Raw genomic sequence first — 26067 nt, forward strand, 5'->3', positions numbered from 1 at the left:
ATCGGAGAACGTGGGAACGGAGGCAACGGTACGGCAGCGCTCAGCGCGCCGCACCGGCCACGGCGGGATTCAGCAGGTTGGGCGGGCGTCCGGCGTGCGGCCCGGCGCCGAGGCCGGCAAGCAGGTTGTCGACCGCGAGCGCGACCATCGCGCGCCGGGTGGCGCCGCTGGCGCTGCCGATGTGCGGGGTCAGCACGACGTTGCGCAGGGCCATGAGTTCCGGGCGCACCCGCGGCTCGTCCTCGAACACGTCGAGCCCCGCCGCGGCCAGGCGGCCGCCGGCCAGCGCCCCGGCCAGGGCGAGCTCGTCGACGATGCCGCCACGAGCGATGTTGACCAGGGTCGCGGTCGGCTTCATCCGCGCCAGCGCGGCGGCATCGACGATGTGGCGGGTCTGCGGCGTGTAGGGCAGCACCAGGACGAGGTGGTCGGCCTCCGCGAACAGCGCGTCGCGATCGACGAAGCGCGCGGCGCACTCGCGTTCGGTCGCCTCCGGCAGGCGGCTGCGGTTGTGGTAGAGCACGCGCATGCCGAAGCCGCGCGCGCGGCGGGCGATGCCCTGCCCGATCCGGCCCATGCCGAGGATGCCGAGCGTCGTGCCGTGCAGGTCCTGCCCCAGCAGCGTCTCGAACGACCAGCGCCGCCACTCGCCCGCGCGCAGCCAGCGTTCGCCCTCGGTGATGCGGCGGGCGGTGGCCATCAACAGGGCGAAGCCGAAGTCGGCGGTGGTCTCGGTCAGCACGTCGGGCGTGTTCGTGGCCATGACCCCGGCGCGGGTCAGCGCGTCCAGGTCGAGATTGTTGTAGCCGACGCCCAGGTTGGCGACGACGCGCAGGCGTCGGGCCGCGCCGAGCACGCCGGCATCGATGCGCTCGTTGAGCGTCACCAGCGCGCCGTCGACCCCGGCCAGGTGCGCGGCGATGTCGGCGGAACCGTGCGCGGCCACCTCCGGCGTGCGCACCACCTCGGCATGCGCGTCGATCCGCGCCAGCACATCGGTAAACAGCGGCTGCGACACCCACACGCGCGGCCGCTCGCCCATGACCGGTTCTCCTGCCACGACGCGGTCAGGCGGCCGGCGGCACGCGCGGCGCCACCGTGCCCACGTCGCCGCACTGCGCGCGGTGGCGCAGCGCCTGGTCCATCAGCACCAGGGCGGTCATGGCTTCGACGATGGGCGTGGCGCGGATGCCGACGCAGGGATCGTGGCGGCCGGTGGTGACCACCTCCACCGCGTTGCCGTGCACGTCCAGCCCGCGGCCGGGCAGGCGCAGGCTGGAGGTCGGCTTGAAGGCGGCGCTGGCGCGGACCTGCTGGCCGCTGCTGATGCCGCCGAGGATGCCGCCGGCGTGGTTGCTCAGGAAGCCGTCGGCGGTGATCTCGTCGCGGTGGGCGGTGCCGCGCTGGGCGACGACGTCGAAGCCGTCGCCGATGGCCACGCCCTTGACCGCATTGATCGACATCAGCGCGGCGGCGAGCTCGGCGTCGAGCTTGCCGTACACCGGCTCGCCCCAGCCCGGCGGCACGCCGTCGGCGACCACGGACACTTCGGCGCCGACCGAATCGCCGGACTTGCGCAGCGCGTCCATGTAGGCCTCGAGCTCGGGCACCTGCGCGGCAACCGGCCAGAAGAACGGATTGGACTCGACCGCGTCGAAGTCGATGCCGGCGTCGACGACGGCGCGCACCTCGCCCAGCTGCGACAGCCAGCCGCGCACGCGCACGCCGTGGCGCTCGGCCAGCCATTTCTTGGCGACCACGCCGGCGGCCACCCGCATCGTGGTCTCGCGCGCGGAACTGCGCCCGCCGCCGCGCGGATCGCGGATGCCGTACTTCTGCCAGTAGGTGTAGTCGGCGTGCGCCGGCCGGAACTGCTCGCCGATCGCCGCGTAGTCCCTGCTGCGCTGGTCGGTGTTGCGGATCAGCAGGGCGAGCGGGGTGCCGGTGGTGCGGCCTTCGTGCACGCCCGAGAGGATCTCGACCGCGTCGGCCTCGCGGCGCTGGGAAGTGTGCCGGGTGCGTCCGGTCGCGCGGCGCGCGAGGTCGTGGGCGAAGTCCTCCGCCGCGAGCGCCAGCCCCGGCGGGCAGCCGTCGAGGACGCAGCCGATCGCCGGCCCGTGGCTCTCGCCGAAGGTGGTGACGCGCAGCAGGCGGCCGAAGCTGTTGTCGCTCATCGCGCGTCGGCCAGGGTCCTGATCCGCGCGTGGTGGGCGACGAGGTCGGCGCGGTCGATGGCGAACACGCCCATCTGCCCGACCCGGAACTCGATCCAGGCGAACGGCACTTCCGGCAGCAGGCGCACGAGGTCGGCTTCGCTCTCGCCCACCTCGCAGATCAGCAGGCCGTGCTCGCTCAGGTGCGCCGGCGCGTCGCGCAGGATCCGCAGCGCGAGGTCGAGGCCGTCGTCGCCGGCGCGCAGGCCGAGGTCGGGCTCGTGCGCGTACTCCGGCGGCAGCGCGTCGGTCTGCGCGTTGGTGACGTAGGGCGGGTTGGTGACGATGAGGTCGAAGGTCTCGCCGTCCAGCGCGGAAAACAGGTCGGAGTGCAGCAGGCGCACGTTGGCCGCGTGCAGGCGCTCGCGGTTCTCCACCGCCAGCGCCAGCGCCTCGTCGCTGATGTCGACCCCGGTGACCTCCCACTGCGGGTTGTAGTGCGCCATCGCGATGGCGATGCAGCCCGAACCGGTGCAGACATCCAGCGCGCGGGCGACGGGACGCCCGGCGAGCCAGGGCTCGAAGCCGGCCTCGATCTGCTCGGCGATCGGCGAACGCGGCACCAGCGCGCGCGCGTCCGACTTGAAGCTCAGGCCCGCGAACCAGGCTTCGCCGGTGAGGTAGCAGGCCGGCACGCGCTCGTCGATGCGGCGCTGGAACAGGCCGAGGATCGCGTCCTTCTCCTCCGCGGTCAGGCGCGCCTGGCCGTAGGCCGGGCCGATGTCGTGCGGCAGGTGCAGGCTGTGCAGGACCAGCTGGGTGGCCTCGTCGAGCGCGTTGTCGTGGCCATGCCCGAAGGTCAGCCCGGCGGCGTTGAAGCGGCTCGCGCCGTAGCGGATGAAGTCGATCAGGGTCGCGAGTTCGGCGGTCATGCTCTAGAGCCAGTGCGGCGGGACTGCGGCGGGCCGGAAAGTATAGGCGCTGGCCGCCGCGCGGGCTCGGGCCTGGCACTGACAGCTCGTGCTCCCTGCTCCCTGCTCCCTGCCACCTGCCACCTGCCACCTGTTCCCTGTTCCCTGTTCCCTGTTCCCGATTCCCGATTCCCGATTCCCGTGCCTGCGCCTGCGCCCCCTCCGACCTCCAACCCCACGCCTCTATACTGACGCGCCCCGCACTCCGGCTCTTCGCGATGTTCAACCGCACCACCCTCGTGGTCCTGGCCGTGGCGCTCGTCGCCGGGCTCGGCCTCTGGTTCGCGCAGCGGCACATGGGGGGCGCCGCGGCGGGTGCCGGCCCGCAGCTGGAGGTCGTCCGCCTGCTTCCCGACCCGCGCCCGCTTCCCGATGTCGCCCTGCAGCGCGCGGGCGCCGCGGCGGTGACGCCGGAAGCCCTGCGCGGCCGCTGGACCCTGGTGTTCCTCGGCTTCACCCACTGCCCCGACATCTGCCCGACCACACTGGCGGACATGGCGCGCGCGCAGACGCAGTGGCGCGAAACGCTGCCGGAAGCGCAGCGCCCGCGCCTGCTGTTCGTGTCGGTCGACCCGGAGCGCGACACGCCGGAGCGCACCGCCGAATACGCGCGCTACTTCGATGCGGATACCGTCGCGGTGACCGCGGAGATCCCGGTGCTGCGCGAGTTCGCGCAGGCGCTGGGGATGGTGTTCGTCAAGGCGCCCGGCGAAGGCGACGACTACGGCATCAACCATTCCTCGATGATCGCGGTGCTGGACCCGCAGGCGCGCTTCGCCGGCATCGTGCGTCCCGACATCGACGAGGCCGGCGCCGTCGGCTTCGATGCCGCGGCCATCGCCCGCGACATGCGCACGCTGGCCGGCGGAGACGCACGATGAGCCCCGCCGTCGCCCTGCAGTACCTGCTGCCGCACCGCCTGCTCTCGCGCCTGGCCTACGCCGCGGCGCGCTGGACCTGGACGCCGTGGAAGAACCTGCTGATCCGCACGGTGGTCAGTCGCTTCGACGTGGACATGAGCGAGTTCGCCGAGCGCGAGCCGACCGCGCATCCGAGCTTCAATGCCTTCTTCACCCGCGGGCTGCGCCCCGGCGCACGCAGCGACGACCCGGACCCCGACGCGCTGGTGATGCCCTGCGACGGCGTGATCAGCCAGCTCGGGCCGATCGAGTCCGGGCGCATCTTCCAGGCCAAGGGCCACGGCTTCAGCGCCGCCCAGCTGCTCGGCGACGAGGCGGCCGCGGCGCCGTTCGCCAACGGCAGCTTCGCCACCGTCTACCTGTCGCCGCGCGACTACCACCGCGTGCACATGCCCTTCGCCGGCACCCTGCGCGAGACGCTGCACGTGCCCGGGCGGATCTTCAGCGTGGCGCCGTTCGCGGTGCAGGCGATCCCCGGCCTGTTCGCTCGCAACGAGCGCCTGGTCTGCCATTTCGACACCGCCTTCGGGCCGATGGCGGTGGTGCTGGTCGGCGCGATCCTGGTCTCGGGCGTGGAGACCGTCTGGGGTGGCGAGGAGATCCCGCCCTACGCCGACCGTCCCCGCCACCGCGACTGGCGCGGCCAGGACGTGCGCCTCGACCGCTTCGCCGAGATGGGCCGCTTCAACTACGGCTCCACCGTCATCGTCCTGGTCCCGCCCGGCGTCCGGATGGACGAGCACTGGCTGCCCGAGCAGGTGGTGCGCCTGGGGCAGAGGCTGGGGATGGTGGGGGGATGAGCCGGGACTCGGGAATGGGGAAGCGGGAGTGGAACGGTTGTCGAGGCGGCAGGGGCGCGATGACATAGCGATCCGCTACCTGCGGGCATGACCTCGCCATTCCCGATTCCCGAGTCCCGCTTCTCCCCTACATCGTATGCGTCGGCTTGTCCCCGCCGAGCGTGCCCGCCAGCAGCGTCTCGATCTTGCTGCGCACGGCCTCGCCATCCGAGGACTCGGCGAACTGCACGCCGATGCCGGCGGTGCGGTGACCCTGGGCGCCCGGGGGCGTGATCCAGATGACCTTGCCGGCCACGCCGGCGCGCTCCTTCTCGTCCATCAGCGACAGCATCACGAAGACCTCGTCGCCGAGCGCATAGCGCTTGGTGGTCGGCACGAAGATGCCGCCGCCCTTCACGAAGGGCATGTAGGCGTTGTACAGCGACGCCTTGTCCTTGATCGCCAGCGACAGGATGCCCTGCCGCGCCGCGCCTGCACCGATCATCGTGTTCCTCTCCTCGTCGGGGCCTCGCCGCGTGCTCCCGCGCACGCGTCGCGCCATTGATGCAGCAGTCCCGCGACCGCAAGATCGGCGCGCACCGTGGTCCGCAGCAGATCGCGGGTGCGATTGGCCGCATCGAACCACGCCGAGAGCTTCTGGAAAGCCGTGACGGCGGTCAAGCCGCTGCGCGCCTGCGGCTGCGCACCGGTGAGTTCGCCTGCGCGCTCCAGCGCCAGGTCGGCGGCGAAGCGCAGGCGCAGCGGTGCCTGCTCGTCGGCGGTCCAGCGCGCGGCGACCTCGACCGCGCTCGCGGTGCCGGCGCCGACCTCCGCCAGCTCGTCGCGTACCTGCGCACGCAGCGCCAGCGCCCCGGCGTCGAGCCATTCCGCCGCAAGGCCGGGATGGCCGCGTGCGGCCTCGAGCGCGGTGCCGGCATCGCCGCCGCCGCGCCGCGCCAGCCAGGCCAGCGCCTCCGCGTGCGGCGGCAGGCGGAACTCGATCGACTGGCAGCGGCTGCGGATCGTCGCCGGCAGCCGCGCAGGGCGCGAGCCGACCAACAGGAGGTAGCGATCCTGCGAGGGCTCCTCCAGGGTCTTCAGCAGGGCATTGGCGGCGGCCACGTTGAGCTGGTCGGCGGGGTCGATCAGCGCCACCTGCGCGCCACCGAACTGCGAGGTCAGCGCGAACCACTCCCCGAGCTGGCGGATCTGCTCGATCACGATCTCGGTGCGCAGCTTGTCGGTGTTCGGGTTGACCTCGAGCGTCACCATCCGGAAGTCGGGATGTGTGCCGGACGCCAGGAGCCGGCAGCCGCGGCAGGCGCCGCAGGCCTGCTGTGCGCCTTCGGCCTGGGTGCACAGCAGGCGCCGCGCCAGGGCGTCGGCGACCGCGCGCTTGCCGAGCCGCTCCGGTCCCCGCAGCAGGGTGGCGTGGCCGAGCCGGCCGCGCGCCAGCGCGTCCAGCGCGCCATCGAGCGCCCGCGCCTGCCAGGGCGAGAACGCCTCGCTCATGCCTCGCCCAGCCAGGCGTGCAGGACCGCACGCACCGCCGCCGCGACCTCGGCCTGCGGACGGGTGGCATCGATCACGCGGAAGCGCGCGGGCTCGGCCGCGGCCCGCGCGAGGTAGGCGCCGCGCACGCGCTCGAAGAAGCCGTCCTGCTCGCGCTCGATGCGGTCGGGCTCGCCGCCGCGGCTGCGCGCGCGCTCCAGGCCTTGGGCGACGCCGACGTCGAGCAGCAGGGTCAGGTCCGGGCGCACCCGCGCCGCCCAGCGTTCGAGCTCGGCGATGCGCTGCGTCGGGATGCCGCGCCCCGCGCCCTGGTAGGCGAAGCTGGCATCGGTGAAGCGGTCGCTCAGCACCGTCGCCCCGCGCGCGAGCGCCGGCAGCACGCATTCGTGCACGTGCTGGGCGCGCGCGGCGAAGGCCAGCAGCAGCTCCGCCTCGGCCGCCATGCCGGCGTGCGCGGGGTCGAGCATCAGCGCGCGGATCGCCTCCGCGGTCGGGGTGCCGCCGGGCTCGCGGGTGACCACGACCTCGTGCCCGGCCGCGGCCAGCGCGGCGCGGAGTTCGGCGAGCACGCTGGACTTGCCCGCGCCCTCGCCGCCCTCGATGGTGACCAGCCTGCCCCGCCTCACTCGCAGCCCCCGCGGCGATAGCAGGCGACCGCGCGGTTGTGCTCCCGCAGCGTGGCCGAGAACACGTGGCTGCCGTCGCCGCGGGCGACGAAGTACAGCGCGTCGCCGTCGGCAGGATCGAGCGCGGCCGCGATCGCGGCACGGCCCGGCATCGCGATCGGCGTCGGCGGCAGGCCGGCGCGGGTATAGGTGTTGTAGGGCGTGTCGGTGTCGAGGTGGCTGCGCAGGATCACCCCGTCGTAGGCCTCGCCGACGCCGTAGATGACGGTCGGATCGGTCTGCAGCAGCATCCCGCGCTCCAGCCGCCGCGCGAACACCCCCGCGATCTGCGGGCGCTCCGCCGCCACCGCGGTCTCCTTCTCGATGATCGAGGCCAGGATCAGCGCCTCGTAGGGCGAGTCGACCGGGGTGTCGTCGGCACGCTCCGCCCACAGCGTGTCGAGCGTGGCGGTCATCGCATCGTAGGCGCGCCGCAGCAGGTCCAGGTCCGAATCGCCGCGCACCCAGGAATAGGTCTCGGGCAGGAAGCGGCCTTCCGGATGTTCGCCCTCGTGCCCGAGCGCCGCCATCAGCTCGGCGTCGCTCATCCCGTCGCTGCGCTGCCCGAGCATCTCCACGCGCGCGAGCGCCGCGCGCAGCTGGCGGATGTTCCAGCCCTCGACGATGGTGAAGCGGCGCTGGATTACGGTGCCGGCGGCCATGCGCTGCAGCAGCTCGCGCGGGCTCAGCCCGGGATCGAGCGCGTACTCGCCGGCCTTGATCCGGCCGCGCGCGCCGGTCTCGAAGGCCAGCGCCTTCCACTGCAGCGGATGCCCGGCGGTGACCCCCTCGCCGCGCAGGTTGGCGAGCACGGTGCCGAAGCCGTCGCCGCGCTCGATCACCACCGAGCCGGGCGCGGCATCCTGCGGCAGCAGCGGCGCGTCGGCGAAGCCGCGGTAGCCGAGCCAGAGCACGCCGGCCAGCGCGACGCCGATCAGCACCGCGAACAGCAGGAACCAGCGCAGCAGACGCGCCAAGGCGGAGGGGCGGTGCGGGGCGGCGTCGGCCAAGGGTCGGCTCCGTCGGGTCGGGGACGCGATCCGCGCATGCGGACCGGCCGCACAGGATAACGCGCGCGCGGCGGGCGGCGCCCGCTCCCCGGACGTCCTATGCGGGACCGAAGGCCCGCAGCAGGCCGCGCGCCTTGGCCCGCGTCTCCTCGAGCTCGCGCTCGGGGTCGGAGTCGACCACGATGCCGGCGCCCGCGCGGAAGCCGATGCCGGTGCCCTCGATCCAGGCGCTGCGGATCAGGATGTTGAGGTCCATGTCGCCGTCGCGGTTCAGCCAGCCCAGCGCGCCGGTGTAGGCGCCGCGGCCGGTCCGCTCGAGCTCGGCGATGATCTGCATGCAGCGCACCTTGGGGCAGCCGGTGATGGTGCCGCCGGGGAACACCGCCGCGATCGCCTGCCCCGGCGTGATGCCCGGGCGCAGCGTCCCGCGCACGTTGCTGACGATGTGGTGCACGTGGGCATAGCTCTCGATGCCCATCAGCTCGTCGACCTCGACGCTGCCGGGCGTGCACACGCGGCCGAGGTCGTTGCGCTCGAGGTCGATCAGCATCACGTGCTCGGCGCGCTCCTTGGGATGGCCGACGAGCTCGCGCACGCGCTGGTCGGCGTCGTCGCCGTCCACGCGCGCGCGGGTGCCGGCGATCGGCCGGGTCTGCACGTCGTCGCCGCGCACCGAGACCAGGCGTTCCGGCGAGGAACTGGCCAGCGCCCAGCCCGATGCCGCCAGCAGCCCCGCGAAGGGCGCCGGGTTGGCCGCGCGCAGGCGCGCGTAGAAGGCGGCGGGATCGGGCGGCGCGGCGAACCGCGCCCGCCAGCCGCGCGAGAGGTTGACCTGGAACACGTCGCCGGCGCCGAGGTAGTCCTGCACCGCACGCACGCCATCCAGATAGCGCTGCGGCGGATCCTCCTCGATCGTCACCGGCGCCTGCCACGCCGTCGCCGGTCCCATGCCGGACGCCGCCGCGACGTCGGCCTCGATCCGCTCGAGCAGCCCGCGCGCCTGGGGGTGGTCGGCCTCGACCACGGCCAGCGCCTCGCCGCTGTGGCGGTCGCGCAGGATCGCGGCCGGGCAGCGCAGCGCGAGCGCGACCGGAAGCGCCCCCTCGGCCGGCGGGAGGTCGAGCACCGGCTCGACCTGGCCGGCGAGTTCGTAGGCCAGCAGCAGCGCCCAGCCGCCGCGGAACGGTATCGGCGAGTCGCTGCGCGGCGTGCGGGCGGCCTGCCAGGCCGCGTCGAGACACTCGAGGAAGCGGCCATCCTGCGCCCGCGTCGCATCGCCATCGAAGGCGCGCACCGCGCCGTCGCGGTCGCAGCGCAGGCCGGTACCGTCGGCGAGCAGGAGCATGTCCCAGCGCGGCGACAGGCGCGGCCTCGCGTCGACGGCCGCGTCGGCGGGGGCGGCCACCGGCGTGGCCGCCGATTCCAGCAGCACGCGGTAGCGCATCGGCGCGTGCCGATGCACCGCCAGCAGGTCGGTGTCCGGCGGCAGCGCGCGGACGTGGATCATGCCGCGCGCCGCCGCGCGATCAGGCGCGCCGGAACACGAGGGTGGCGTTGGTGCCGCCGAAGCCGAAGCCGTTGGACACCGCGATCTCGATCTTCTTCTCGCGCGCCACGTTGGGCACGTAGTCGAGATCGCAGCCCTCGCTCGGGTTCTCGAGGTTGATCGTCGGCGGGATCACGCCGTCGTGCAGCGCCAGGATCGAGAAGATCGCCTCGACGCCGCCCGCCGCGCCGAGCAGGTGGCCGGTCATCGACTTCGTCGAGCTGACCATCAGCCGGTAGGCGTGGTCGCCGAAGGCGCGCTTCATGGCATGGGTCTCGGCCAGGTCACCCAGCGGCGTGGAGGTGCCGTGCGCGTTGAGGTACTCGACCTCCTCCGGGTTCACGCCGGCATCGGCCAGCGCGCTCTTCATGCAGCGCGCGGGGCCCTCGCCGTTCTCGCTGGGCGCGGTCATGTGGAAGGCGTCGGAGCTGGCGCCGAAGCCCAGCAGCTCGGCATAGATGCGCGCGCCGCGCGCCTTGGCCCGCTCGTACTCCTCGAGCACGAGGATGCCGGCGCCGTCGCCGAGCACGAAGCCGTCGCGCTCCGCGTCCCATGGGCGCGACGCGCGCTCGGGCTCGTCGTTGCGGGTGGACATCGCCTTCATCGCGCAGAAGCCGCCCATCGAGGTCGGCGAGGAGCCGAATTCGCAGCCGCCGGCGATCATCACGTCGGCGTCGCCGTACTGGATCATGCGCAGCGCGGTGCCGATGCTGTGGTTGGCGGTCGCGCAGGCGGAGACCGCGGAGAAGTTCGGGCCCTTGATGCCCTTCATGATGCACAGCTGGCCCGAGACCATGTTGATGATGGTCGAGGGCACGTAGAACGGGGAGATCTTGCGCGGCCCGCCCTGCAGGTACTTGGCGGTGGTCTCCTCGATGCCGGCGATGCCGCCGATGCCCGATCCGATCAGCACGCCGATGCGCTCGGCGCTGGACTCGTCCACCACCAGGCCGGCGTCGTCCATCGCCATCGACGCCGCGGCGATGCCGTAGTGCACGAAGGGATCCATCTTCTTGACGTCCTTCGGCGGGATGAACGCCGTCGGGTCGAAGTCGCGGACCGCGCCGCAGATGCGGGTCGGGAAGGCGCTCGCATCGAAATGGGTGACCGGGCCGATGCCGGAGCGGCCGTTGCGGATGCTGTCCCACGCGGTGGCCAGGTCGTTGCCGACCGGCGAGACGATGCCCATGCCGGAAATGACGACGCGTCGCTTGCTCATGGCGGACCTCATGTACGGGTGGCGCGCACGGTGCGCGCAAACGCGCAGGGCCGCGAATGCGGCCCCGCATGTGCCCCGGAAGGGGCGCTCAGGTCGTGCCCGGGACCGCGTCCCGGGCCGTGGCTCACGCCTTGACGTGCGCCTTGATGTAGTCGATCGCCTGCTGGACGGAAGTGATCTTCTCGGCTTCCTCGTCCGGGATCTCGCACTCGAACTCTTCCTCGAGGGCCATCACCAGTTCGACCGTATCGAGCGAGTCGGCGCCGAGATCGTCCACGAAGGAAGCGTTCGCGGTGACTTCGTCTTCCTTCACGCCGAGCTGTTCGACGACGATTTTCTTGACGCGTTCTTCGATGCTGCTCATGTGTTCGAGACTCCCAGGGGGTGCAAGCGGGCGCATTGTAGAGGAAAGCCGGATCGGCGGTAGACCGCCTTGCGGCGCGGCCCCGCGGGCGCCTGCGCCGCGGGTTCCGCTCGTAACGATTCCGTGGACCGTGTCGCGGCGGGGGCAAGGCCCGTGCTGCGCCGCGACAGCCGGTCAGGGCATGTACATCCCGCCGTTGACGTGCAGGGTCTCGCCGGTGATGTAGGAGGCGGTCGGGCCGGCCAGGAAGGCCACCGCATGCGCGATGTCCTCGGCGACGCCGAGGCGGCCGAGGGCGATCTGCTCCAGCAGCGCGGTCCGCGAGGCCTCCGGCAGCGCGCGGGTCATGTCGGTATCGATGAAGCCGGGCGCGACCACGTTGACGGTGACGCCGCGGCTGCCGATCTCCTTCGCCAGCGACTTGGAGAACGCGATCACGCCGGCCTTGGCCGCCGCATAGTTCGCCTGCCCGGCGTTGCCGACCAGGCCGATCACCGAGGCGATGTTGATGATGCGGCCCTTGCGCGCCTTCATCATGCCGCGCATCACCGCCTTCGAGGTGCGGTAGACGCTGGAGAGGTTGGTGTCCAGGATCGCCTGCCAGTCCTCGTCCTTCATCCGCATCAGCAGGTTGTCGCGGGTGATGCCGGCGTTGTTGACGAGGATGCCGATCGCCCCGAACTCCTTGCCGACGGCGTCCACCAGCGCGTCGACGGCGGCCGCATCGGTGACGTCGAGGACGCGGCCGGCACCGCCCCGCGCCGCGAGCCGTGCACCGATGGCCTCGGCCCCGGCCTGGCTCGTGGCGGTGCCGACGACCCGGGCACCCTGCGCGGCGAGCATGTCGGCGATGGCCGCGCCGATGCCGCGGCTGGCGCCGGTGACGAGGGCGACCTCGCCGGAGAGGACGGAACTGGTCATGTCGTGATCCTGCTGGAAACGATGCGGGGGAGCGCCGGGTCCGCGGCTCAGCCCCATTCGGAACGGACGGCGTCGAAGTCGGCGGCGCTGCCCAGCGCACGCGCGTCGAGCGACTTGTCGATGCGCTTGACCAGGCCGGCGAGCACCTTGCCCGGACCGCATTCGGCGATGCGCGTCGCCCCCTCGGCGGCGAGCGCGCGGACGCATTCGGTCCAGCGCACCGGGAAGAACAGCTGGCGCACGAGCGCGTCGCGGATGCCGTCGACGTCGCCGGCGACCGCGGCATCGGCGTTCTGCACCACCGGGATCGACGGCGCCGACCACCGCACGTCGGCCATCGCCTGCGCGAGGCGCTCGGCGGCGCCGCGCATCAGCGGCGTGTGCGAGGGCACGCTCACCGGCAGCCGCACCGCCTTGCGCACGCCGCGGCCGGCCAGCACCGCGAGCGCGGCGTCGACGGCGATCGCATGGCCGCCGATGACCACCTGCCCAGGCGAGTTGAAGTTGGCCGGCACGACCACCGTGGCCTCGCCGTCGGACACCTCCATGCAGACCTCGGCGACCACGCTGTCGTCGGCGCCCAGCACCGCGGCCATCGCGCCGACGCCCTCGGGGACCGCCTCCTGCATCAGGCGGCCGCGCTCGCGCACCAGGCGCGCGGCGTCGGCGAGCGACAGCGCGCCCGCGGCGACCAGCGCTGCGTATTCGCCGAGGCTGTGGCCGGCGAACCGTGCCGGGACCGCGCCGCCCTGCGCCTGCCACGCGCGCCACACGGCGACGTCTGCCGCCAGCAACGCCGGCTGGGTGAGTTCGGTGCGGTTGAGATCCTGCTCCGGACCGGACTGCGACAGCGTCCACAGGTCCAGCCCCGCGCCCTGCGACGCCTCGTCGAAGGCCTCGCGCACCTGCGGATGGGCGGCGGCGAGGTCGGCGAGCATGCCCACGGACTGCGATCCCTGACCGGGAAAGACGAAGGCGAGGTTCGGCGCGGCGGATGTCGGCATCGATCAGGTGCGTTGCGGTGGGCCGCGCATGATACGGGACATGATGCGGACAGCGTCTGTACCGGCCCGTAGGGTCGGTCGCGGCCCGTCAGGAGAACAGGCCGAACAGCAACTGCAGCGCCTCGATGTCGCCGTCGTGCAGCAGATCGACGAGCAGCAGCGCCGCGAGCATGCCGCCCGGCGCGCCCGCCAGGGCGAGGCCGAGCGCCGCCACCGCACCGCCGAGACCGCGCGCGCGGGCGCCGAGGCGGCGGGTCGCGGCGCCGAGGAAGGACAGCCGGGCGACCGACTCGCGCACGCCGTCGCGCACCGCCGCATCCTCTTCCCCCAGGGTAGCGGCGACCCCGCCGGCGAGTGCGCCCTCGGGGAGGTAGCGCACCGTGCCGCTGGCGAACAGCAGCCAGTCGCGCACCTGCGCATCCCGCAGCGACATCACCTCGCGCGGGTCCTCCTCGAAGTCGAGGAAGCCGATGCGGTCGGCCGCATCCACGGCGAGATTGCGCGCCAGCGGCTGGCCCAGGTAGCCGCCGCGCGCGTGCACGTCGGCGACCGCGGCCGCCGCGCGCGCCACCAGCCCCGCCCCGCCGTCATGCGTACCGGTGCGCAGCCGGCTCGAGAGCGTGTCGCCGAGGTCGGAGAGAACCAGGAAACCCCTGCCCTCGCCCACCACCTCCGGCACGCGCACGCCGAGAGCGGCGAGCGCTCCGAGACGCGCGCGCTCGACTTCCAGCGCCTCGTCGGCCAGATGATGCGGTGGCGGCCGCAGCGCGGCGACGCCGAGGCGGCGCGCCGCCCAGTCCAGCATGCGCAGCCGTGCGCCGCGCGCGTCGCTGCCGTAGTGCTTGATCCAGACCGGGCGTCCGTCGATGACGGCGCGCTCGACCCGTGGATGTGGACCGGCCATGGCCGCTCAGTAGCGCAGCAGCGCCGAGCCCCAGGTGAAGCCGCCGCCGAAGGCCTCCAGCAGCACCAGCTGGCCGCGCTGGACCCGGCCCGAACGCACCGCCTCGTCGAGCGCCAGCGGCACCGAACCGGCCGAGGTGTTGCCATGCCGGTCGACGGTGACGATGACGCGGTCCATCGGCATCTCCAGGCGCTTGGCGGTCGCCTGGATGATGCGCAGGTTGGCCTGGTGCGGGATCAGCCAGTCGAGTTCGCGGCGGTCGATGCCGTGGTGCTCGAGCGTCTCCTCGACCACGCTGTCGAGCGTCTTCACCGCGACCTTGAACACGTCGCTGCCGCTCATGAGGATGCGCACGCCCGCGTTCTTCTCCTCCGGCCTGAAGCCGGCGGAGACGCCGACCGGGTTCCACAGGAGTTCCTTGTGGCCGCCGTCGGCATGCAGGTGGGTGGACAGCACGCCGGTCTCGGCGTCCGGCCGCAGCACCACCGCACCGGCGCCGTCGCCGAACAGCACGCAGGTGGCGCGGTCGGACCAATCGACCATCCGCGTCAGCGTCTCGGCGCCGACCACCAGCACGTTCTTCGCGCCGCCGCGGATGAACTTCTCGCCCACGCCGAGCGCGTAGACGAAGCCGGAGCAGGCGGCATTGACGTCGAACGCGGCGCAGCCGTTGGCGCCCAGCCGGTGCTGGAGCAGGCAGGCCACGGACGGGAAGACGAGATCGGGGGTGGTGGTGCCGACGATGACGGCGTCGAGGTCGCGACCCTCGATGCCCGCGGCCTCGAGCGCACGCAGCGCCGCCTCGTAGGCGAGATCGCTGGTGGTCTGGCCGTCGGCCGCGATGTGGCGCTGGCGGATGCCGGTGCGCTCGCGGATCCACTCGTCGCTGGTCTCGACGAACTGCGCGAGGTCGTCGTTGGTCAGCACCTTCTCCGGCAGGTAGCTGCCGGTGCCGGCGATCCGGGCGTAGACCCGGCCCTCAGTTTGCGTTGCCATGCCGGCTCCCTTGGGGGCCGGCGCAAGCCGGCCGGGGCGGAACTCCGATCGGGCCGGATGCACCCGCGGGAAACCGCGGATCCGGCCTCCGTCGCGCGCCGGGACGGGCCGGCGCGGCGAAAACTCAGTCTTCCTCGACCGCCGACTGGGTCTGGATGACCTTCTTGCCGCGGTAGTAGCCGTCCGCGGTGACATGGTGGCGGATGTGGGTCTCGCCGCTGGTCGGGTCGGTGGACAGCTGCTTGGCGCTCAGCGCGTCGTGCGAACGGCGCATGCCGCGGGTGGACGGGGTCTTGCGGGACTTCTGGACGGCCATTTCAAGGTTCTCCGGCTAATGCTTCTTATCTTTCAGGACCGACAGCGCGGCGAACGGATTCGGCGCCACCGGTTCCTCGACCTGCTCGACCGCCGGCCAGTCCTTCTCGACCGCCTCGGTCCCCGGCGCCACCGGCATGACCGGCACCGCCAGGATGAGTTCGTCCTCGATCAGCTCGAGGGGGCGTACCGCGCTGTCCTCGCCCACCAGCACCGGCTCGTAGTCGGCGGGCAGGGCCGCCTCCTGCGATTCGGACTCGATCAGCGCCAGGCGCTGCTCGATCCGGACCGGATGCAGGAACCGCGCAAGGCTGCGCTGGCATTCCAGCGGCAGCTCCGCTTCGACGCGGAGGTCGACGTATGCGATCTTGAGCGCGTCGCGGTCGAAGTCGAGTTCGAAGCGGACCTCGCCCTCGGCATCGACCAGGCTCTCCTGGAGACGCCGGAATGCCGACAGCGGCATGCGGCCCTCGAAGTGTCGCCTGGACGCGACCATGCGCCAGGCATCCAGCACGGCGGGGATGGGCACGGACATAAGCGCGGAATCTTAGGCGCCGGCAGCAGGGGTGTCAATGAAGCGCGACGGGCGCCACAGCATGGGCCGGTGCCGTTTGCGGCCTCGGTCACCCAAGGCTCAGACTGCGCCTCCACCCACCGCTGCGGCCCCGCTTGAAGCTCGCCGTCTTCCTCGTCCCCCTCCTGCTGTTCGCGTCCGTCGCGACCGTCTTTGCCGTTGCGCGCCTGCGCGCGCAGCGGCGGCAGCGCACGCTGGCCCGCCTGCTCGACGGCGCCGACGAGGTCGAACGCCTCCTGTACCGGACCCGGCGCCGGATGAGCGACGTCGGCGGCGTGCTCGGGCGCGTGCCGGAGGACATCGGCGCCAGCGCGCGCGCGTCCCTCGACAGCGAAGGGGCGATCCAGGACGCGCTGCGCGACGTCCTGCAGCACCGGCTGTGGATCGACCGCCACGGCGCCGACGCCAGCCAGGACGAACTCGACGCCGCCTGCGCGGCGATGGATCGCGCCCGCGAGCGGATCGACGGCGAGCTGCGCCGGCTGGAAGGCGCGGCCGCGGCGCTCGCCGAGGCCACCGACGCGGTCATGGAGGCCGCGGCGCGCGAGCCCGACGCGCTCAGGCGGCACTGAGCCGCGCTCAGCCCGCCTTGCGCGCGAGCACGACCTCGCGGGCGTGGCCGAGGAAGCGGCGCCTGGGCGGCACGATCGCGGCCCAGGCGAAGCCCGCATCGCGCAGCCGGGCGACGATGTCGCGGCCGTAGTTCCGGAGCGCCAGCACCCCGCCCTCGCCCACCAGGCGATCGCCGTGGTACTCCGGCGGCAGGCGGTGCTCGATGCCGCCGTCCTCGCGCAGGCACGCGCGCTCGACGGTGGTCGCGCCGGCGAGCGGCACGGTGAAGGCGAGCAACCCACCCGGGCGCAGGACCCGGAGCATCCCGGCGAAGCCGCGGGCATCGTCGGCGACGTGCTCGAACACCTCGGTCGAAGTGCAGACGTCGAAGCTGGCGTCGGCGAAGCTCAGCCGCTGCGCGTCCTCGCAGCGCACGCCGTCGGCGACCGTTCCCGCGGGGACGCCGGCCAGGAACTCGCTGGCCGTCACCGCGCCGCAGCGCGCCCGGTAGAAGCGCAGCGCAGCACCGCCGGCCGAGAGCTCGTAGAGGCAGGCGCCTGCCAGGTCCTCCACCGCCTCGCACAGCACCGCGATCAGCGAGAGATGGACCGGGGTCCCGCGACAGCGCAGGCAGCGCACGGCCGTCTCGTCGTCGCCGATGCGCACCAGCAGGCTCGGCCCGCAGGCGGGGCAGCGCGCCGGCGCCAGCGCCGACGGCCGCAGCCGCGTCCGAAGTTTCTCCAGCAGCATGTCCACACTCCCTGTGACCGCGTTCCCGCGGATCTACGACGCAACGGCCACCGCCGTCGCGCTGTCCGCCTACTCGTGCACGACCCGCACCCATTGCGTCGGCCAGGGCTCACGGCTGCCGTCGCGGCCGTGCACCACGATGCCGAGCCGGTGCCGGCCCGCCGGCAGCGCAGCGGCGTCCAGACGCGCATCGAAGCCCACCGCCGGATGCGCCGGATCCTCCGACACCTTCCAGTACTCCGCGACCCACGGCGCGGGCCTGCCGTAGGCGGCGTCCGCCACCGTCGCGCCATCCAGGGTGACCTCCACCCGGGCCACGCCGGCGCCGTCCTTGAACGCCCAGCCCGCGACTGCGAACCCGCCCGAGACCTCCGCATCCGCCGCGGGCGCATCGATCCAGGCGATCGCCGGCAGCACGCAGCCGGCGCCGGCCGTGCCCGGCGCGGTCGGCGGCAGCGCGAACAGCAGGAAACGCTTGCGGCCGCCGTCGACGTTCAGCACCTCGGGCGAACGCAGCCCGCCGGCGACATCGCACAACCCGCGATAGGCCTCCAGCCGCTGTTTCGCCGGCCGCGCGCTGTCCTCGACCACGAGCAGCACCGGCGCATCGCGCGTCGAGAGGTCGGTTTCGGTGAGCCCCCACAGCGCCAGCTGCGGCGCGCGCCCGTGCTTGTGGTTGAGCGGATGGTCGAGCACCGGCACGTCGCCGCGTCCGCGCGCGAACCCGAGCTGGGCCCCGAGCATGAAGTTGTCGGCCACCACGCGGGTGTCGTCCGGCATCTGCGCCAGCCGCGCGTCGACCGCCGCGGCGACCTCGCCCCAGCCGGCGAAGTTGTCCGGATAGGCGGATGTGCCGGCCAGGCGCGCGCGCAGCCCCGGTGCGAGCGCGGCGACGAGATAGGCGCAGGCCAGCAGGGTGCCGGCAGCGGCCAGCGCCTGGGTGGCGATGCGCCATGGGCGCGGCCAGCGCGCCAGCACCGGCGGCGCGAACACCGCGAGCGCGAGCCAGCCCGGCAGAGTCCAGTGGAAGCTCACCCGCTCGGCGTCGGCGAAGAAGCCGAGCACACCGTAGGCGGCGATCGGCAGGCCGCCGGCGACCAGCACGAGGGCCGCGCCGGCGCGCGCTCGTTCCCGCCACGCCTCGCGCAATGCACCCAGCAGCGCGACCAGCAGCAGCGGCGTGACGCAGACCAGCTGCACCAGCGGAAACCAGGCGCCGGACAGGTGGAAGCGCCACGGATGGCGGTCGACCAGCTGGAAGCGCAGGCCGGCGTCGCCGTGCGCCAGGTTCCACCACGCGAGCGGCAGCCATGCCAGCGCGCCCACCGCGACCGCGGCCCAGACGCGCGCATCGCGCAGCGCGGCGCGGCCGTCCCGCGAGGCGAGCAGGGCCAGCGCGCCGGCCGCCACGACCAGGGCGAAGCGGTAATGGGTCAGGCCACCCAGCACCAGTCCGCAGGCAAGCTCGATGCAGGCCGCGGCGCCGACCCGGCGCAGCAGGCGCGAGGCCGCGTCCAGGCACAGCAGCGCGGCGAAGGTCAGCGGCACGTCGGGCAGGGCCAGCACGCCCAGCGTCGCCGCCAGCGGCAGCAGCGCCGCCACCGTACCCGCGCGCCAGCCGGCGGCCTCGCCGAGTTCGCGCCGTGCGACCGCCACCACCAGGAAGGGAACGGCGGTGCCCATCGCGAGGAAGGGCCAGCGCAGTCCCAGCAGCGTGTCGCCGCCGATGGCGGTGCCGAGCCAGGCCAGCCACGCCGTCGCCGCGGGCAGGTCGGAATAGGCCCAGCCCGGGTGCGTGCTTTCCTGCCAGTAGAAGGCCTCGTCGCCGAACAGCGGCAGCAGCGCGGCGATCGCGATCTTCGCCGCCAGCAGTGCCCCCACCAGGACGAGGAACTTCACGCGCGCGGGATCCGCGCGGCGGTCCACTGCGTTCATCGCGACCGGCGTCCGCGACCGGCGCCGCGTATGCATGCCGTGGCCTCGGTCACGCTTCGCCGCATCGCCGCGCTTCGATTCCACGCGCACCGCATCCCGGCCTCGCCCATCGTTACACTCGCCCCGTCCCCAATGTCGGCAGCCCGCATGCACGCACAGGCAAGGAGCCCCGCCATCCTAACCGACACCGGCCGCGCCGCCCTCGACGCCGCGATCGCCCAGGTCAACGGCCTGGTACTCGGCAAGACCCGCGAGATCGAGCTCGCCTTCGTCGCCCTGCTGGCCGACGGCCACCTCCTCATCGAGGACCTGCCCGGCCTCGGCAAGACCACCCTGGCGCGCGCCCTGGCGGCGACGCTGGGCCTGGATTTCCAGCGCATGCAGTTCACCTCGGACCTGCTGCCCTCGGACATCCTCGGCGTGTCGGTCTTCGACCAGAACGAAGGCGGCTTCCGCTTCCATCCGGGACCGGTGTTCACCCAGCTGCTGCTCGCCGACGAGATCAACCGCGCGCCGCCGCGCACGCAGAGCGCGCTGCTGGAGGCGATGGCCGAGTACCAGGTCAGCGTCGACGGCGTCTCGCACACGCTGCCGCGGCCGTTCTTCGTGATCGCCACGCAGAACCCGGTGGACCTGTCGGGCACCTTCCCGCTGCCGGACTCGCAGCTCGACCGCTTCCTGCTGCGCCTGCACCTGGGCTACCCGGACGACGCGGCCGAGCGCGAGATGCTCGCCGGCGAGGACCGCCGCGCGCTCATCGCGCAGGCGATGCCGGTGCTGGCGCCGGAGCGGATCCTGGGGCTGCGCGAGGCGGCGGCAGGCGTGCACGCGAGCGAGACGCTGATCCGCTACGTGCAGGCGCTGCTCGCGCGCAGCCGCACGCAGCCGGGCCTGCGGGTGGGGCTGTCGCCGCGCGCCGGGCTGTCGCTGCTGCGGGCGGCGCGCGCGCGCGCGCTGATCGCCGGCCGCGGGCACGTGCTGCCCGAGGACGTGCAGGCGCTGTTCGTCGAGGTCGCCGCGCACCGGCTGGTGCCGGAGGGCGAGAGCGCCGAGCGCGCCCAGCTCGCGCGCGACGTCCTGCAGGCCGTGGCGGTGGACTGACCGCGTCTTCGTGGCCGTCGCTCCGTCCCCGCCCACCGCCCCGCCCCCTCCCGCGCCACGCGACCGCGTCGAGCGCTTCGGCGACCGCCTGGCGCGCCTGGGCTGGCAGCGCCCGCGCGCGCCGGAACCGCTGCCCGTCGCCCTGCACCGGCGCCGCATCTTCGTGCTGCCGACCGGCTACGGCGCCTTCGTCGCCGTGCTGCTGCTGGCGATGATCGTCGGCGCGCTGAACTACAACAACAATCCGGCGCTGATGCTGGGTTTCGCACTGGCGGCGACCGCGCTCTACAGCCTGATCCAGGGCCAGCTCGTGCTCGCTGGACTGCGGGCGGCGGCGCTGCACGCGGCGCCGGTGCACGCCGGCCAGGTCCTGCAGCTGCGCATCGACCTGGAGATGGGCACCCGCCGCGTCCGTCGCGGCATCGAGCTGCTGCTGGGCGATGCGCGCGCCGCCGTGTCGCTGGAGGCGGGCGAGCGCAGGGAGGTCGCCCTGGCGGTTCCGGCGCCGCGCCGCGGCTGGTGGACGCCGCCGCGGCTGCGCGTGTCCACGGTGCAGCCGCTCGGCCTGGCGCGGACCTGGAGCTGGGTCCGGCCCGACGTGCGCCTGCTGGTCTACCCCGCGCTCGAGGCGAGCGCGGCCCCGCTGCCGGAAGGCGAAGGCGAGCGCCCCAACCAGCGGCGCTCGCTGTGGGGCGACGAGTTCCACCACCTGCGCGAGTACCGGACCGGCGACCCGACGCGGAAGATCGCCTGGCGCCCCTCGGCACGCACCGGCCGGCTGCTGGTGCGCGAGCACGAGGACGTCGCCGGGCGCGAACTGCTGCTGGACTGGCACGCGCTGGGCGCGCTCGAGTACGAGGCGCGGATCCGGCGCCTGGCGCGCTGGGTGGTCGACGCCGAGCGCGCCGGCAGCCGCTATCGCCTGCGCCTGCCGCGCGAGACGCTGGGGCCCGGTATCGGCCCCGACCATCGCCACGCGTGCCTGCGCGCGCTCGCCCTGCTGCCGCCGGCATGAGGATGGCCATGGATCCCGCCGCGCGCCGCTGGAGCCTGGTCGCGGCCGGCGCCTGTGCGCTGCCGCTGCTGCGCCTGCTACCGCCCGCGCTCGCGGCGGTGCTCGCCGGCGTCGGCCTGCTCGGCGCGGTCAGCGCGTTCCGACGGCCGTGGCCGTCGTGGCTGCGGCTGGTGATGACGCTGGCGCTGGCGGCCGCGGTGCTGTTCGCCTTCGACTTCCGCTTCGGCCGCGACACCGGCTGCGCGCTGCTGATGGCGATGCTGATGCTCAAGTGCGGCGAGACGGCGCACCTGCGCGACGGCCGCAGCCTGGTCGGCTTCGGGCTGTTCGCAGCCTTCGCCGCGTTCCTGCAGGACCAGGGCCCGATCACCCTGGTGCTCGCCGCACCGGCCGCCCTGCTCGCGCTCGCCGCCAGCCAGCGCCTGGCCGAGAGCGAGGCCGGGCTCGAGGCGCCACCGCGCGTCGGTCCCCGGCTGCGCCAGGCCCTGCTGGCCGTGGCCATCGCGCTGCCGCTGGCGCTGGCCGCCTTCTGGCTGTTCCCGCGCCTGCCGTCGCCGCTGTGGGGCGTGCCGGAGAACGCGCTGGCCAAGACCGGCATCGACGACCGCATGTCGCCCGGCGAGTGGATCGACCTCCTCGCCGACGACAGTCCCGCCTTCCGCGTGCGCTTCTTCGGCGCGCCACCGCCCTCGGGCCAGATGTACTGGCGCGGCCCGGTGCTGTGGCAGTTCGACGGTCGGACCTGGACGCGCTGGGACGGCATGAGCTACCTGGAGCCGCCGCAGGTCGACTACGCCGACGCCGCGGTGCGCTACGAGATCACGCAGGAGCCCACCGAGCGCCGCTTCATGTTCGCGCTCGACCTGCCGGAATCGGTGCCCGAGGGCGCGCGGCTCGGCGTCGACCTGTCGCCGATCGCGGCGCGCCCGATCCGCAGCCTGACCCGCTATACGCTCGAGTCGGCGCCGCCGGTCCGCTTCGAGCCGGAGCTGCGCCGCGCCACCCGCGACATGGCGCTGCGCCTGCCGGCGGAGTTCAACCCACGCACGGTGGCGATGGCCCGCGCCTGGCGCGAGGAGGGCCTGGACGACGCGGCGATCGTGCGGCGCGCGCTGGAGATGTACCGCCGCGACTTCAGCTACACCCTGGCCGCGCCGCCGCTGGGCCGCGACAGCGTGGACGAGTTCCTGTTCGACACTCGCGCCGGCTTCTGCGAGCACTACAGCTCCTCGTTCGCGGTGCTGATGCGCGCCGCGGGCATTCCGACCCGTGTGGTCACCGGCTACGTCGGCGGCTACCGCAATCCCTTCGGCGACTACTGGCTGGTGCGCCAGTCCGAGGCGCACGCCTGGAACGAGGTCTGGCTCGCCGGCCGCGGCTGGACCCGCGTCGACCCGACCGCGGCGGTCGCGCCGGAACGCATCCTCAACACCGTCAACGACCTCGGCGACGGCGGCGGTGGCGGTGGCATGCGGCCGATGCTCGACATCGGCGACTGGCTGCGGCGCGGCTGGAACGACCTGGTGCTCGGCTTCGACGCGGCGCGGCAGAGCCTGCTGCTGCAGCCGTTCGGCATCGAGCGCGCCAGCGGCTGGCAGGTGGGCCTGGCCTTCGCCGCGGTCGCCGGGCTGATCCTCCTGGCGAGCCTGCTGCTGATGCTGCGCGAGCGCGCGCCGCCGGGCGATCCCGTCCTCGTCGCCTGGCGGCGCTTCACCCGTCGCTTCGCCCGCACGCCGGTGCCGAAACCCGCGCACGAACCGGCGCTCGCCTGGGCCTGGCGCGCGGCCGAGGCGCTGCCCGCCGACGCCGCACGGATCCGTTCGCTCACCGCGCGTTTCGTCGCCGCGCGCTACGCTCCCGCGCAGTCCGAGGCCGGAACGGACGCCGCGCTCGTGCGCGACCTGCGCCGCTTCCGGCTGTCGTCCCGTCCGTAGGAGTGCCTGACCATGAACCGTATGCGCGCACTGGTTCCCGCATTGCTCGCCGCCGGCGTCCTCGCCGCCTGCGCCACGCCGCCCAAGCCGCTGCAGGGCAGCTATGCGCCGCTGTCGCCGGCCACCGCCGCGCAGCGCCAGGTGCCCGGCGACCTGGTGCGCTGGGGCGGCACCATCGCCGAGGTCGTGCCGCAGCGCGAGCGCACCTGCTTCGAGCTCGTCGGCCGGCCGCTGGACGGGCGCGGGCGTCCCGACGAGGACAGCGACAGCAGCGCCGGCCGCTTCGTCGCCTGCCGCGAGGGCTTCTACGATCCGGTCGTGTTCGAGCGCGGGCGTGCGGTCACGGTGACCGGCCGCATCGAGGGCTTCGAGACGCGGACGATCGGCGACTTCCCGTACCTGCATCCCCGCGTCGCCGCCGACGTCGTCTATCTGTGGCCGGAGCAGCGCGAGGTCGACGTGATCTACGACCGCGGTCCCTACTGGGGCGGCTACTACGGCTGGTGGTGATCCGCCTCAGCCCGGCGGCCAGGTCATCTGCCGGCCGCCGAGCAGATGCAGGTGGATGTGGTAGACGCTCTGCCCGCCGTGCTCGCGGCAGTTCATGACCACACGGTAGCCGTCCCGGGCGAACTCCTGCGCACGCGCGTAGGCGGTCGCCGCCAACACCATGCGGCCGACCAGCTCGGCGTCCTCCGGCTGGATGTCGTCCAGCGTGGCGACCGCCTTCTTCGGCACGAACAGCACGTGCACCGGCGCCTTCGGGTCGATGTCGCGGAAGCCGAGCACGTGCTCGTCCTCGTGCACGATCTCGGCGGGAATCTCGCGGCGGATGATCTTGGCGAACAGGGTGTCGTCGGACATGGCGTCGTGTGCGCTGGGAGGATGCCCAAGCCTCGCACAGCGGCAGCCGCGCCGGGTACGGCATCGGCACCTGCGACCTTGGTCGACGCCGTGGACGAGGCCGGACGGTGCGAGCATGGCCGCCCGCTCCCGCCGCAGCCGTACGCGCCACGATGACCTCTTCCGGCACCGCCCTTCCTCCCTCCACCGCGGATGCGCGCGGCGCGGCGGGCGGGGTCGGAATGGCGTTCGTGCTGGTGTGGTGCACCGGCTACATCGCCGGCACGCTCGCGGTCGCGCACGGCGGGCCGCTGACCACGCTGGTGCTGCGCTTCGGACTGACGACCCTGGTGTTCGCGCTGCTGGCCCTCGTCGGCCGCGCGAGCTGGCCCGCGCGCCGCGAACTCGGCCACAGCGCCGTCGTCGGCGCGCTCCTGCTCGCGCTGCAGTTCGGCGGCATGTACATCGGCCTGCGCCTGGGCGCGACGGCGGGCGTGGCGGCGCTGGCGACCGGCAGCATGCCGCTGGTGGTGGCCCTGCTCGCGCTGGCGGGCGGCGAGCGGCTCGGCGGCGGCCAGTGGAGCGGGCTCGCGATCGGATTCTGCGGCGTCGCGATGGTGGTGGCCGACCGCGTCGACGGCGCCACGCCGCCGCTGGCATGGCTGGCGCTGGGCGCGAGCGTGCTCGGCATCAGCCTCGGCACGCTCTACCAGAAGAGGCACGCCTCCCGGCTCGACATGCGGGTGGGGCTGACCGTGCAGAACGCGACGGCCACGCTGCTGGTCCTGCCGTTGGCGATCGTGCTGGAGGGCGTCCACTTCGAACGCAGCGCGGCCTTCCTGCTGCCGCTGGCGTGGCTGGTCGGGGTCAACTCGGTCGGCGGCTTCGCGCTGCTGTTCGTGCTGATCCGCCGCGGCGCGGCGACGAAGGTGGCGGCCCTGTTCTTCCTGATGCCGCCGGTGACCGCGGTGATGGGCTGGCTGTGGCTCGGCGAGCACCTGACCCTGCTCAAGGGCGCCGGCTTCGCCTGCGCCGCGGCGGGCGTCTGGCTGGCGACGCGCCGGGCGGCGCCGCCGGGCCGGGCCTGAGGCGGGACCTAGCGCAGGATCTCGGCGCGGGTGCCGAAGGCGTGGGCGAGCGTGCCGCGGTCGGTGTATTCGAGCTCGCCGCCGAGCGGCAGGCCGTGCGCCGGCCGGCTCGGCCGCACCCCGTGCCCGCGGGCGAGCTGGGCGAGGTAGTGCGCGGTCGCCTCGCCCTCGACCGTGGGATTGGTGGCGACGATGAGCTCGGCGACCTCGCCGGTGGCCAGCCGCGCGGCGAGGACGTCGAGGCCGAGCTCGCGCGGGCCGATCCCGTCCAGCGGCGAGAGCCGGCCCTGCAGCACGAAATAGAGGCCGCGGTAGCCGGTCGCCGTCTCGATCGCCAGCCGGTCGGCCGGCGTCTCCACGATGCACAGCGTCTGCGCGTCGCGCGCGGGGCTGCTGCAGATCGGGCACAGCGGGCTCTCGCTGAAGTCGCGGCAGCGTTCGCAGTGGCCGACCTTCTCCATCGCCTCGGCCAGGCGCTCGGCCAGGCGCCGGCCGCCGGCGCGTTCGCGCTCGAGCAGGTGGTAGGCCATGCGCTGCGCGCTCTTCTGCCCGACGCCGGGCAGGCAGCGCAGCGCGTCGATGAGCTGTTCGAGCAGCGGCGAGGTGGACAAGGCGCGGGGACCGGAGGCGAGGACGCCGGCTCGAGGCCGGCGTCGTCGGGAACGTCAGGAGATCAGAACGGCAGCTTCATTCCGGGCGGCAGCGGCATGCCCGCGGTCGCCGCGCTCATGCGCGACTGGCTCTCGGTGTTGACCTTGTTCACCGCGTCGTTGAAGGCCGCGGCGACCAGGTCCTCGAGCATCTCGGCATCGCCGAGCGCCTGCGGGTCGATGCGCACGCGCCGCGCCTCCATCTTCCCGGTCACCGTGACCTGCACGAGGCCGCCGCCGGACTGCCCGGTGACCTCGATGTTGCCGAGTTCCTCCTGCGCGCGCTTGAGGTTCTCCTGCATCTTCTGGGCCTGCTGCATCAGCTGGGCGATGTTGCCTTTCATCG

At 73.6% G+C, this 26067-nt stretch carries 29 protein-coding genes; 8 read left to right on the forward strand and 21 right to left on the reverse strand.

Translation table 11 applies throughout. The features are described 5' to 3' along the window. Window positions 1–40: 40 nt before the first annotated feature. Genes KB893_RS10780 through prmB form a run of 3 tightly spaced genes read right to left on the reverse strand, consistent with a single transcriptional unit; the run spans window position 41 to window position 3085 of the window. Entirely contained in the window at window positions 41–1042 is a 1002-nt protein-coding gene (locus KB893_RS10780) for a 2-hydroxyacid dehydrogenase (RefSeq protein ID WP_211926995.1), read from the reverse strand. 25 nt (window positions 1043–1067) lie between these two features. Next, window positions 1068–2174, reverse strand: coding sequence for a chorismate synthase (aroC, locus tag KB893_RS10785; RefSeq protein WP_211926994.1), 1107 nt, complete (start codon window positions 2172–2174; stop codon window positions 1068–1070). After that, window positions 2171–3085, reverse strand: coding sequence for a 50S ribosomal protein L3 N(5)-glutamine methyltransferase (prmB, locus tag KB893_RS10790; protein WP_213173699.1), 915 nt, complete (start codon window positions 3083–3085; stop codon window positions 2171–2173). The genes aroC and prmB overlap by 4 nt, the downstream gene beginning before the upstream one ends. Window positions 3086–3342: 257 nt before the next feature. Between prmB and KB893_RS10795 the strand changes: the two genes are divergently transcribed. Together KB893_RS10795 and asd are read left to right on the forward strand one after the other, a co-directional pair. Then, window positions 3343–4005 (forward strand): SCO family protein, encoded by a 663-nt coding sequence (locus tag KB893_RS10795; protein WP_211926992.1) that lies wholly within the window; start codon window positions 3343–3345, stop codon window positions 4003–4005. Further along, window positions 4002–4844, forward strand: coding sequence for an archaetidylserine decarboxylase (gene asd, locus KB893_RS10800; protein WP_211926991.1), 843 nt, complete (start codon window positions 4002–4004; stop codon window positions 4842–4844). Before KB893_RS10795 ends, asd begins: the two co-directional genes overlap by 4 nt. A 127-nt stretch (window positions 4845–4971) precedes the next feature. Here the strand turns inward: asd and KB893_RS10805 are convergent, their stop codons facing one another. The 13 genes from KB893_RS10805 to KB893_RS10865 form a co-directional block, all read right to left on the reverse strand. Further along, a complete protein-coding gene (locus tag KB893_RS10805; RefSeq protein WP_211927003.1) occupies window positions 4972–5325 on the reverse strand; it encodes a PilZ domain-containing protein in 354 nt (117 codons plus the stop codon). Beyond that, a complete protein-coding gene (locus KB893_RS10810; RefSeq protein WP_213173700.1) occupies window positions 5325–6335 on the reverse strand; it encodes a DNA polymerase III subunit delta' in 1011 nt (336 codons plus the stop codon). Before KB893_RS10810 ends, KB893_RS10805 begins: the two co-directional genes overlap by 1 nt. After that, complete coding sequence (gene tmk, locus KB893_RS10815) at window positions 6332–6967, reverse strand: dTMP kinase (RefSeq protein WP_211927816.1); 636 nt, start codon at window positions 6965–6967, stop codon at window positions 6332–6334. Before tmk ends, KB893_RS10810 begins: the two co-directional genes overlap by 4 nt. Beyond that, window positions 6958–8010 carry an endolytic transglycosylase MltG gene (mltG, locus tag KB893_RS10820; RefSeq protein ID WP_246505587.1) on the reverse strand — a complete coding sequence of 351 codons (1053 nt, stop codon included), beginning with the start codon at window positions 8008–8010 and terminating at the stop codon, window positions 6958–6960. Before mltG ends, tmk begins: the two co-directional genes overlap by 10 nt. A gap of 97 nt (window positions 8011–8107) precedes the next feature. After that, window positions 8108–9517, reverse strand: coding sequence for an aminodeoxychorismate synthase component I (locus KB893_RS10825; RefSeq protein ID WP_211927813.1), 1410 nt, complete (start codon window positions 9515–9517; stop codon window positions 8108–8110). 19 nt (window positions 9518–9536) lie between these two features. Continuing rightward, the gene (gene fabF / locus KB893_RS10830) at window positions 9537–10775 is read right to left on the reverse strand and encodes a beta-ketoacyl-ACP synthase II (RefSeq protein WP_211927812.1); all 1239 of its coding nucleotides are present in this window, start codon (window positions 10773–10775) and stop codon (window positions 9537–9539) included. 124 nt (window positions 10776–10899) lie between these two features. Further along, a complete protein-coding gene (gene acpP / locus KB893_RS10835; protein ID WP_211927811.1) occupies window positions 10900–11139 on the reverse strand; it encodes an acyl carrier protein in 240 nt (79 codons plus the stop codon). A gap of 174 nt (window positions 11140–11313) precedes the next feature. Next, the gene (fabG, locus tag KB893_RS10840; RefSeq protein WP_213173701.1) at window positions 11314–12060 is read right to left on the reverse strand and encodes a 3-oxoacyl-ACP reductase FabG; all 747 of its coding nucleotides are present in this window, start codon (window positions 12058–12060) and stop codon (window positions 11314–11316) included. Between the two features lie 47 nt (window positions 12061–12107). Then, window positions 12108–13064: an ACP S-malonyltransferase gene (fabD, locus tag KB893_RS10845; RefSeq protein ID WP_211926752.1), complete on the reverse strand. Its 957-nt coding sequence runs from the start codon at window positions 13062–13064 to the stop codon at window positions 12108–12110. Window positions 13065–13152: 88 nt separating this feature from the next. Continuing rightward, on the reverse strand, window positions 13153–13968 hold the full coding sequence (locus tag KB893_RS10850; RefSeq protein ID WP_211926753.1) for a serine/threonine protein phosphatase: 816 nt from the start codon (window positions 13966–13968) through the stop codon (window positions 13153–13155). A 6-nt stretch (window positions 13969–13974) separates the two neighbouring features. Next, window positions 13975–14964, reverse strand: coding sequence for a beta-ketoacyl-ACP synthase III (locus KB893_RS10855; protein ID WP_211926754.1), 990 nt, complete (start codon window positions 14962–14964; stop codon window positions 13975–13977). Window positions 14965–15088: 124 nt separating this feature from the next. After that, window positions 15089–15280: a 50S ribosomal protein L32 gene (rpmF, locus tag KB893_RS10860; RefSeq protein ID WP_211926755.1), complete on the reverse strand. Its 192-nt coding sequence runs from the start codon at window positions 15278–15280 to the stop codon at window positions 15089–15091. A gap of 15 nt (window positions 15281–15295) precedes the next feature. Then, window positions 15296–15814, reverse strand: coding sequence for a YceD family protein (locus KB893_RS10865; RefSeq protein ID WP_211926756.1), 519 nt, complete (start codon window positions 15812–15814; stop codon window positions 15296–15298). A gap of 134 nt (window positions 15815–15948) precedes the next feature. Here KB893_RS10865 and KB893_RS10870 point away from each other — a divergent pair, with 134 nt between their 5' ends. After that, on the forward strand, window positions 15949–16425 hold the full coding sequence (locus tag KB893_RS10870; protein ID WP_211926757.1) for a hypothetical protein: 477 nt from the start codon (window positions 15949–15951) through the stop codon (window positions 16423–16425). Window positions 16426–16432: 7 nt separating this feature from the next. Here the strand turns inward: KB893_RS10870 and KB893_RS10875 are convergent, their stop codons facing one another. After that, window positions 16433–17155 carry a class I SAM-dependent methyltransferase gene (locus KB893_RS10875; protein ID WP_211926758.1) on the reverse strand — a complete coding sequence of 241 codons (723 nt, stop codon included), beginning with the start codon at window positions 17153–17155 and terminating at the stop codon, window positions 16433–16435. A gap of 69 nt (window positions 17156–17224) precedes the next feature. Then, the gene (locus KB893_RS10880; RefSeq protein WP_211926759.1) at window positions 17225–19090 is read right to left on the reverse strand and encodes a glycosyltransferase family 39 protein; all 1866 of its coding nucleotides are present in this window, start codon (window positions 19088–19090) and stop codon (window positions 17225–17227) included. A gap of 147 nt (window positions 19091–19237) precedes the next feature. Between KB893_RS10880 and KB893_RS10885 the strand changes: the two genes are divergently transcribed. The 4 genes from KB893_RS10885 to KB893_RS10900 all read left to right on the forward strand — a co-directional run bounded on the left by KB893_RS10885 (window position 19238) and on the right by KB893_RS10900 (window position 23650). After that, a complete protein-coding gene (locus tag KB893_RS10885; RefSeq protein ID WP_211926760.1) occupies window positions 19238–20191 on the forward strand; it encodes an AAA family ATPase in 954 nt (317 codons plus the stop codon). Window positions 20192–20279: 88 nt separating this feature from the next. Beyond that, on the forward strand, window positions 20280–21206 hold the full coding sequence (locus KB893_RS10890) for a DUF58 domain-containing protein (RefSeq protein WP_211926767.1): 927 nt from the start codon (window positions 20280–20282) through the stop codon (window positions 21204–21206). Between the two features lie 2 nt (window positions 21207–21208). Next, window positions 21209–23140 (forward strand): transglutaminase TgpA family protein, encoded by a 1932-nt coding sequence (locus tag KB893_RS10895; protein WP_211926761.1) that lies wholly within the window; start codon window positions 21209–21211, stop codon window positions 23138–23140. Between the two features lie 12 nt (window positions 23141–23152). Beyond that, entirely contained in the window at window positions 23153–23650 is a 498-nt protein-coding gene (locus KB893_RS10900) for a Slp family lipoprotein (RefSeq protein WP_211926762.1), read from the forward strand. Window positions 23651–23656: 6 nt separating this feature from the next. Here KB893_RS10900 and KB893_RS10905 read toward each other — a convergent pair whose 3' ends face one another. Continuing rightward, a complete protein-coding gene (locus KB893_RS10905) occupies window positions 23657–24004 on the reverse strand; it encodes a histidine triad nucleotide-binding protein (protein WP_211926763.1) in 348 nt (115 codons plus the stop codon). Window positions 24005–24225: 221 nt separating this feature from the next. Here KB893_RS10905 and KB893_RS10910 point away from each other — a divergent pair, with 221 nt between their 5' ends. Continuing rightward, a complete protein-coding gene (locus KB893_RS10910) occupies window positions 24226–25071 on the forward strand; it encodes a DMT family transporter (RefSeq protein ID WP_246505589.1) in 846 nt (281 codons plus the stop codon). Window positions 25072–25079: 8 nt separating this feature from the next. On the opposite strand, the gene recR is transcribed toward KB893_RS10910, so the two are convergent. Together recR and KB893_RS10920 are read right to left on the reverse strand one after the other, a co-directional pair. Next, window positions 25080–25682, reverse strand: coding sequence for a recombination mediator RecR (gene recR, locus KB893_RS10915; RefSeq protein ID WP_211926765.1), 603 nt, complete (start codon window positions 25680–25682; stop codon window positions 25080–25082). Between the two features lie 62 nt (window positions 25683–25744). Beyond that, window positions 25745–26065, reverse strand: a complete 321-nt coding sequence (locus tag KB893_RS10920) for a YbaB/EbfC family nucleoid-associated protein (RefSeq protein ID WP_211926766.1) — start codon at window positions 26063–26065, stop codon at window positions 25745–25747. Window positions 26066–26067: the final 2 nt, after the last annotated feature.

Origin of the sequence: Coralloluteibacterium stylophorae, assembly GCF_018122625.2 — a bacterium.
GTDB classification, from domain to species: Bacteria; Pseudomonadota; Gammaproteobacteria; order Xanthomonadales; family Xanthomonadaceae; genus Coralloluteibacterium; species Coralloluteibacterium stylophorae.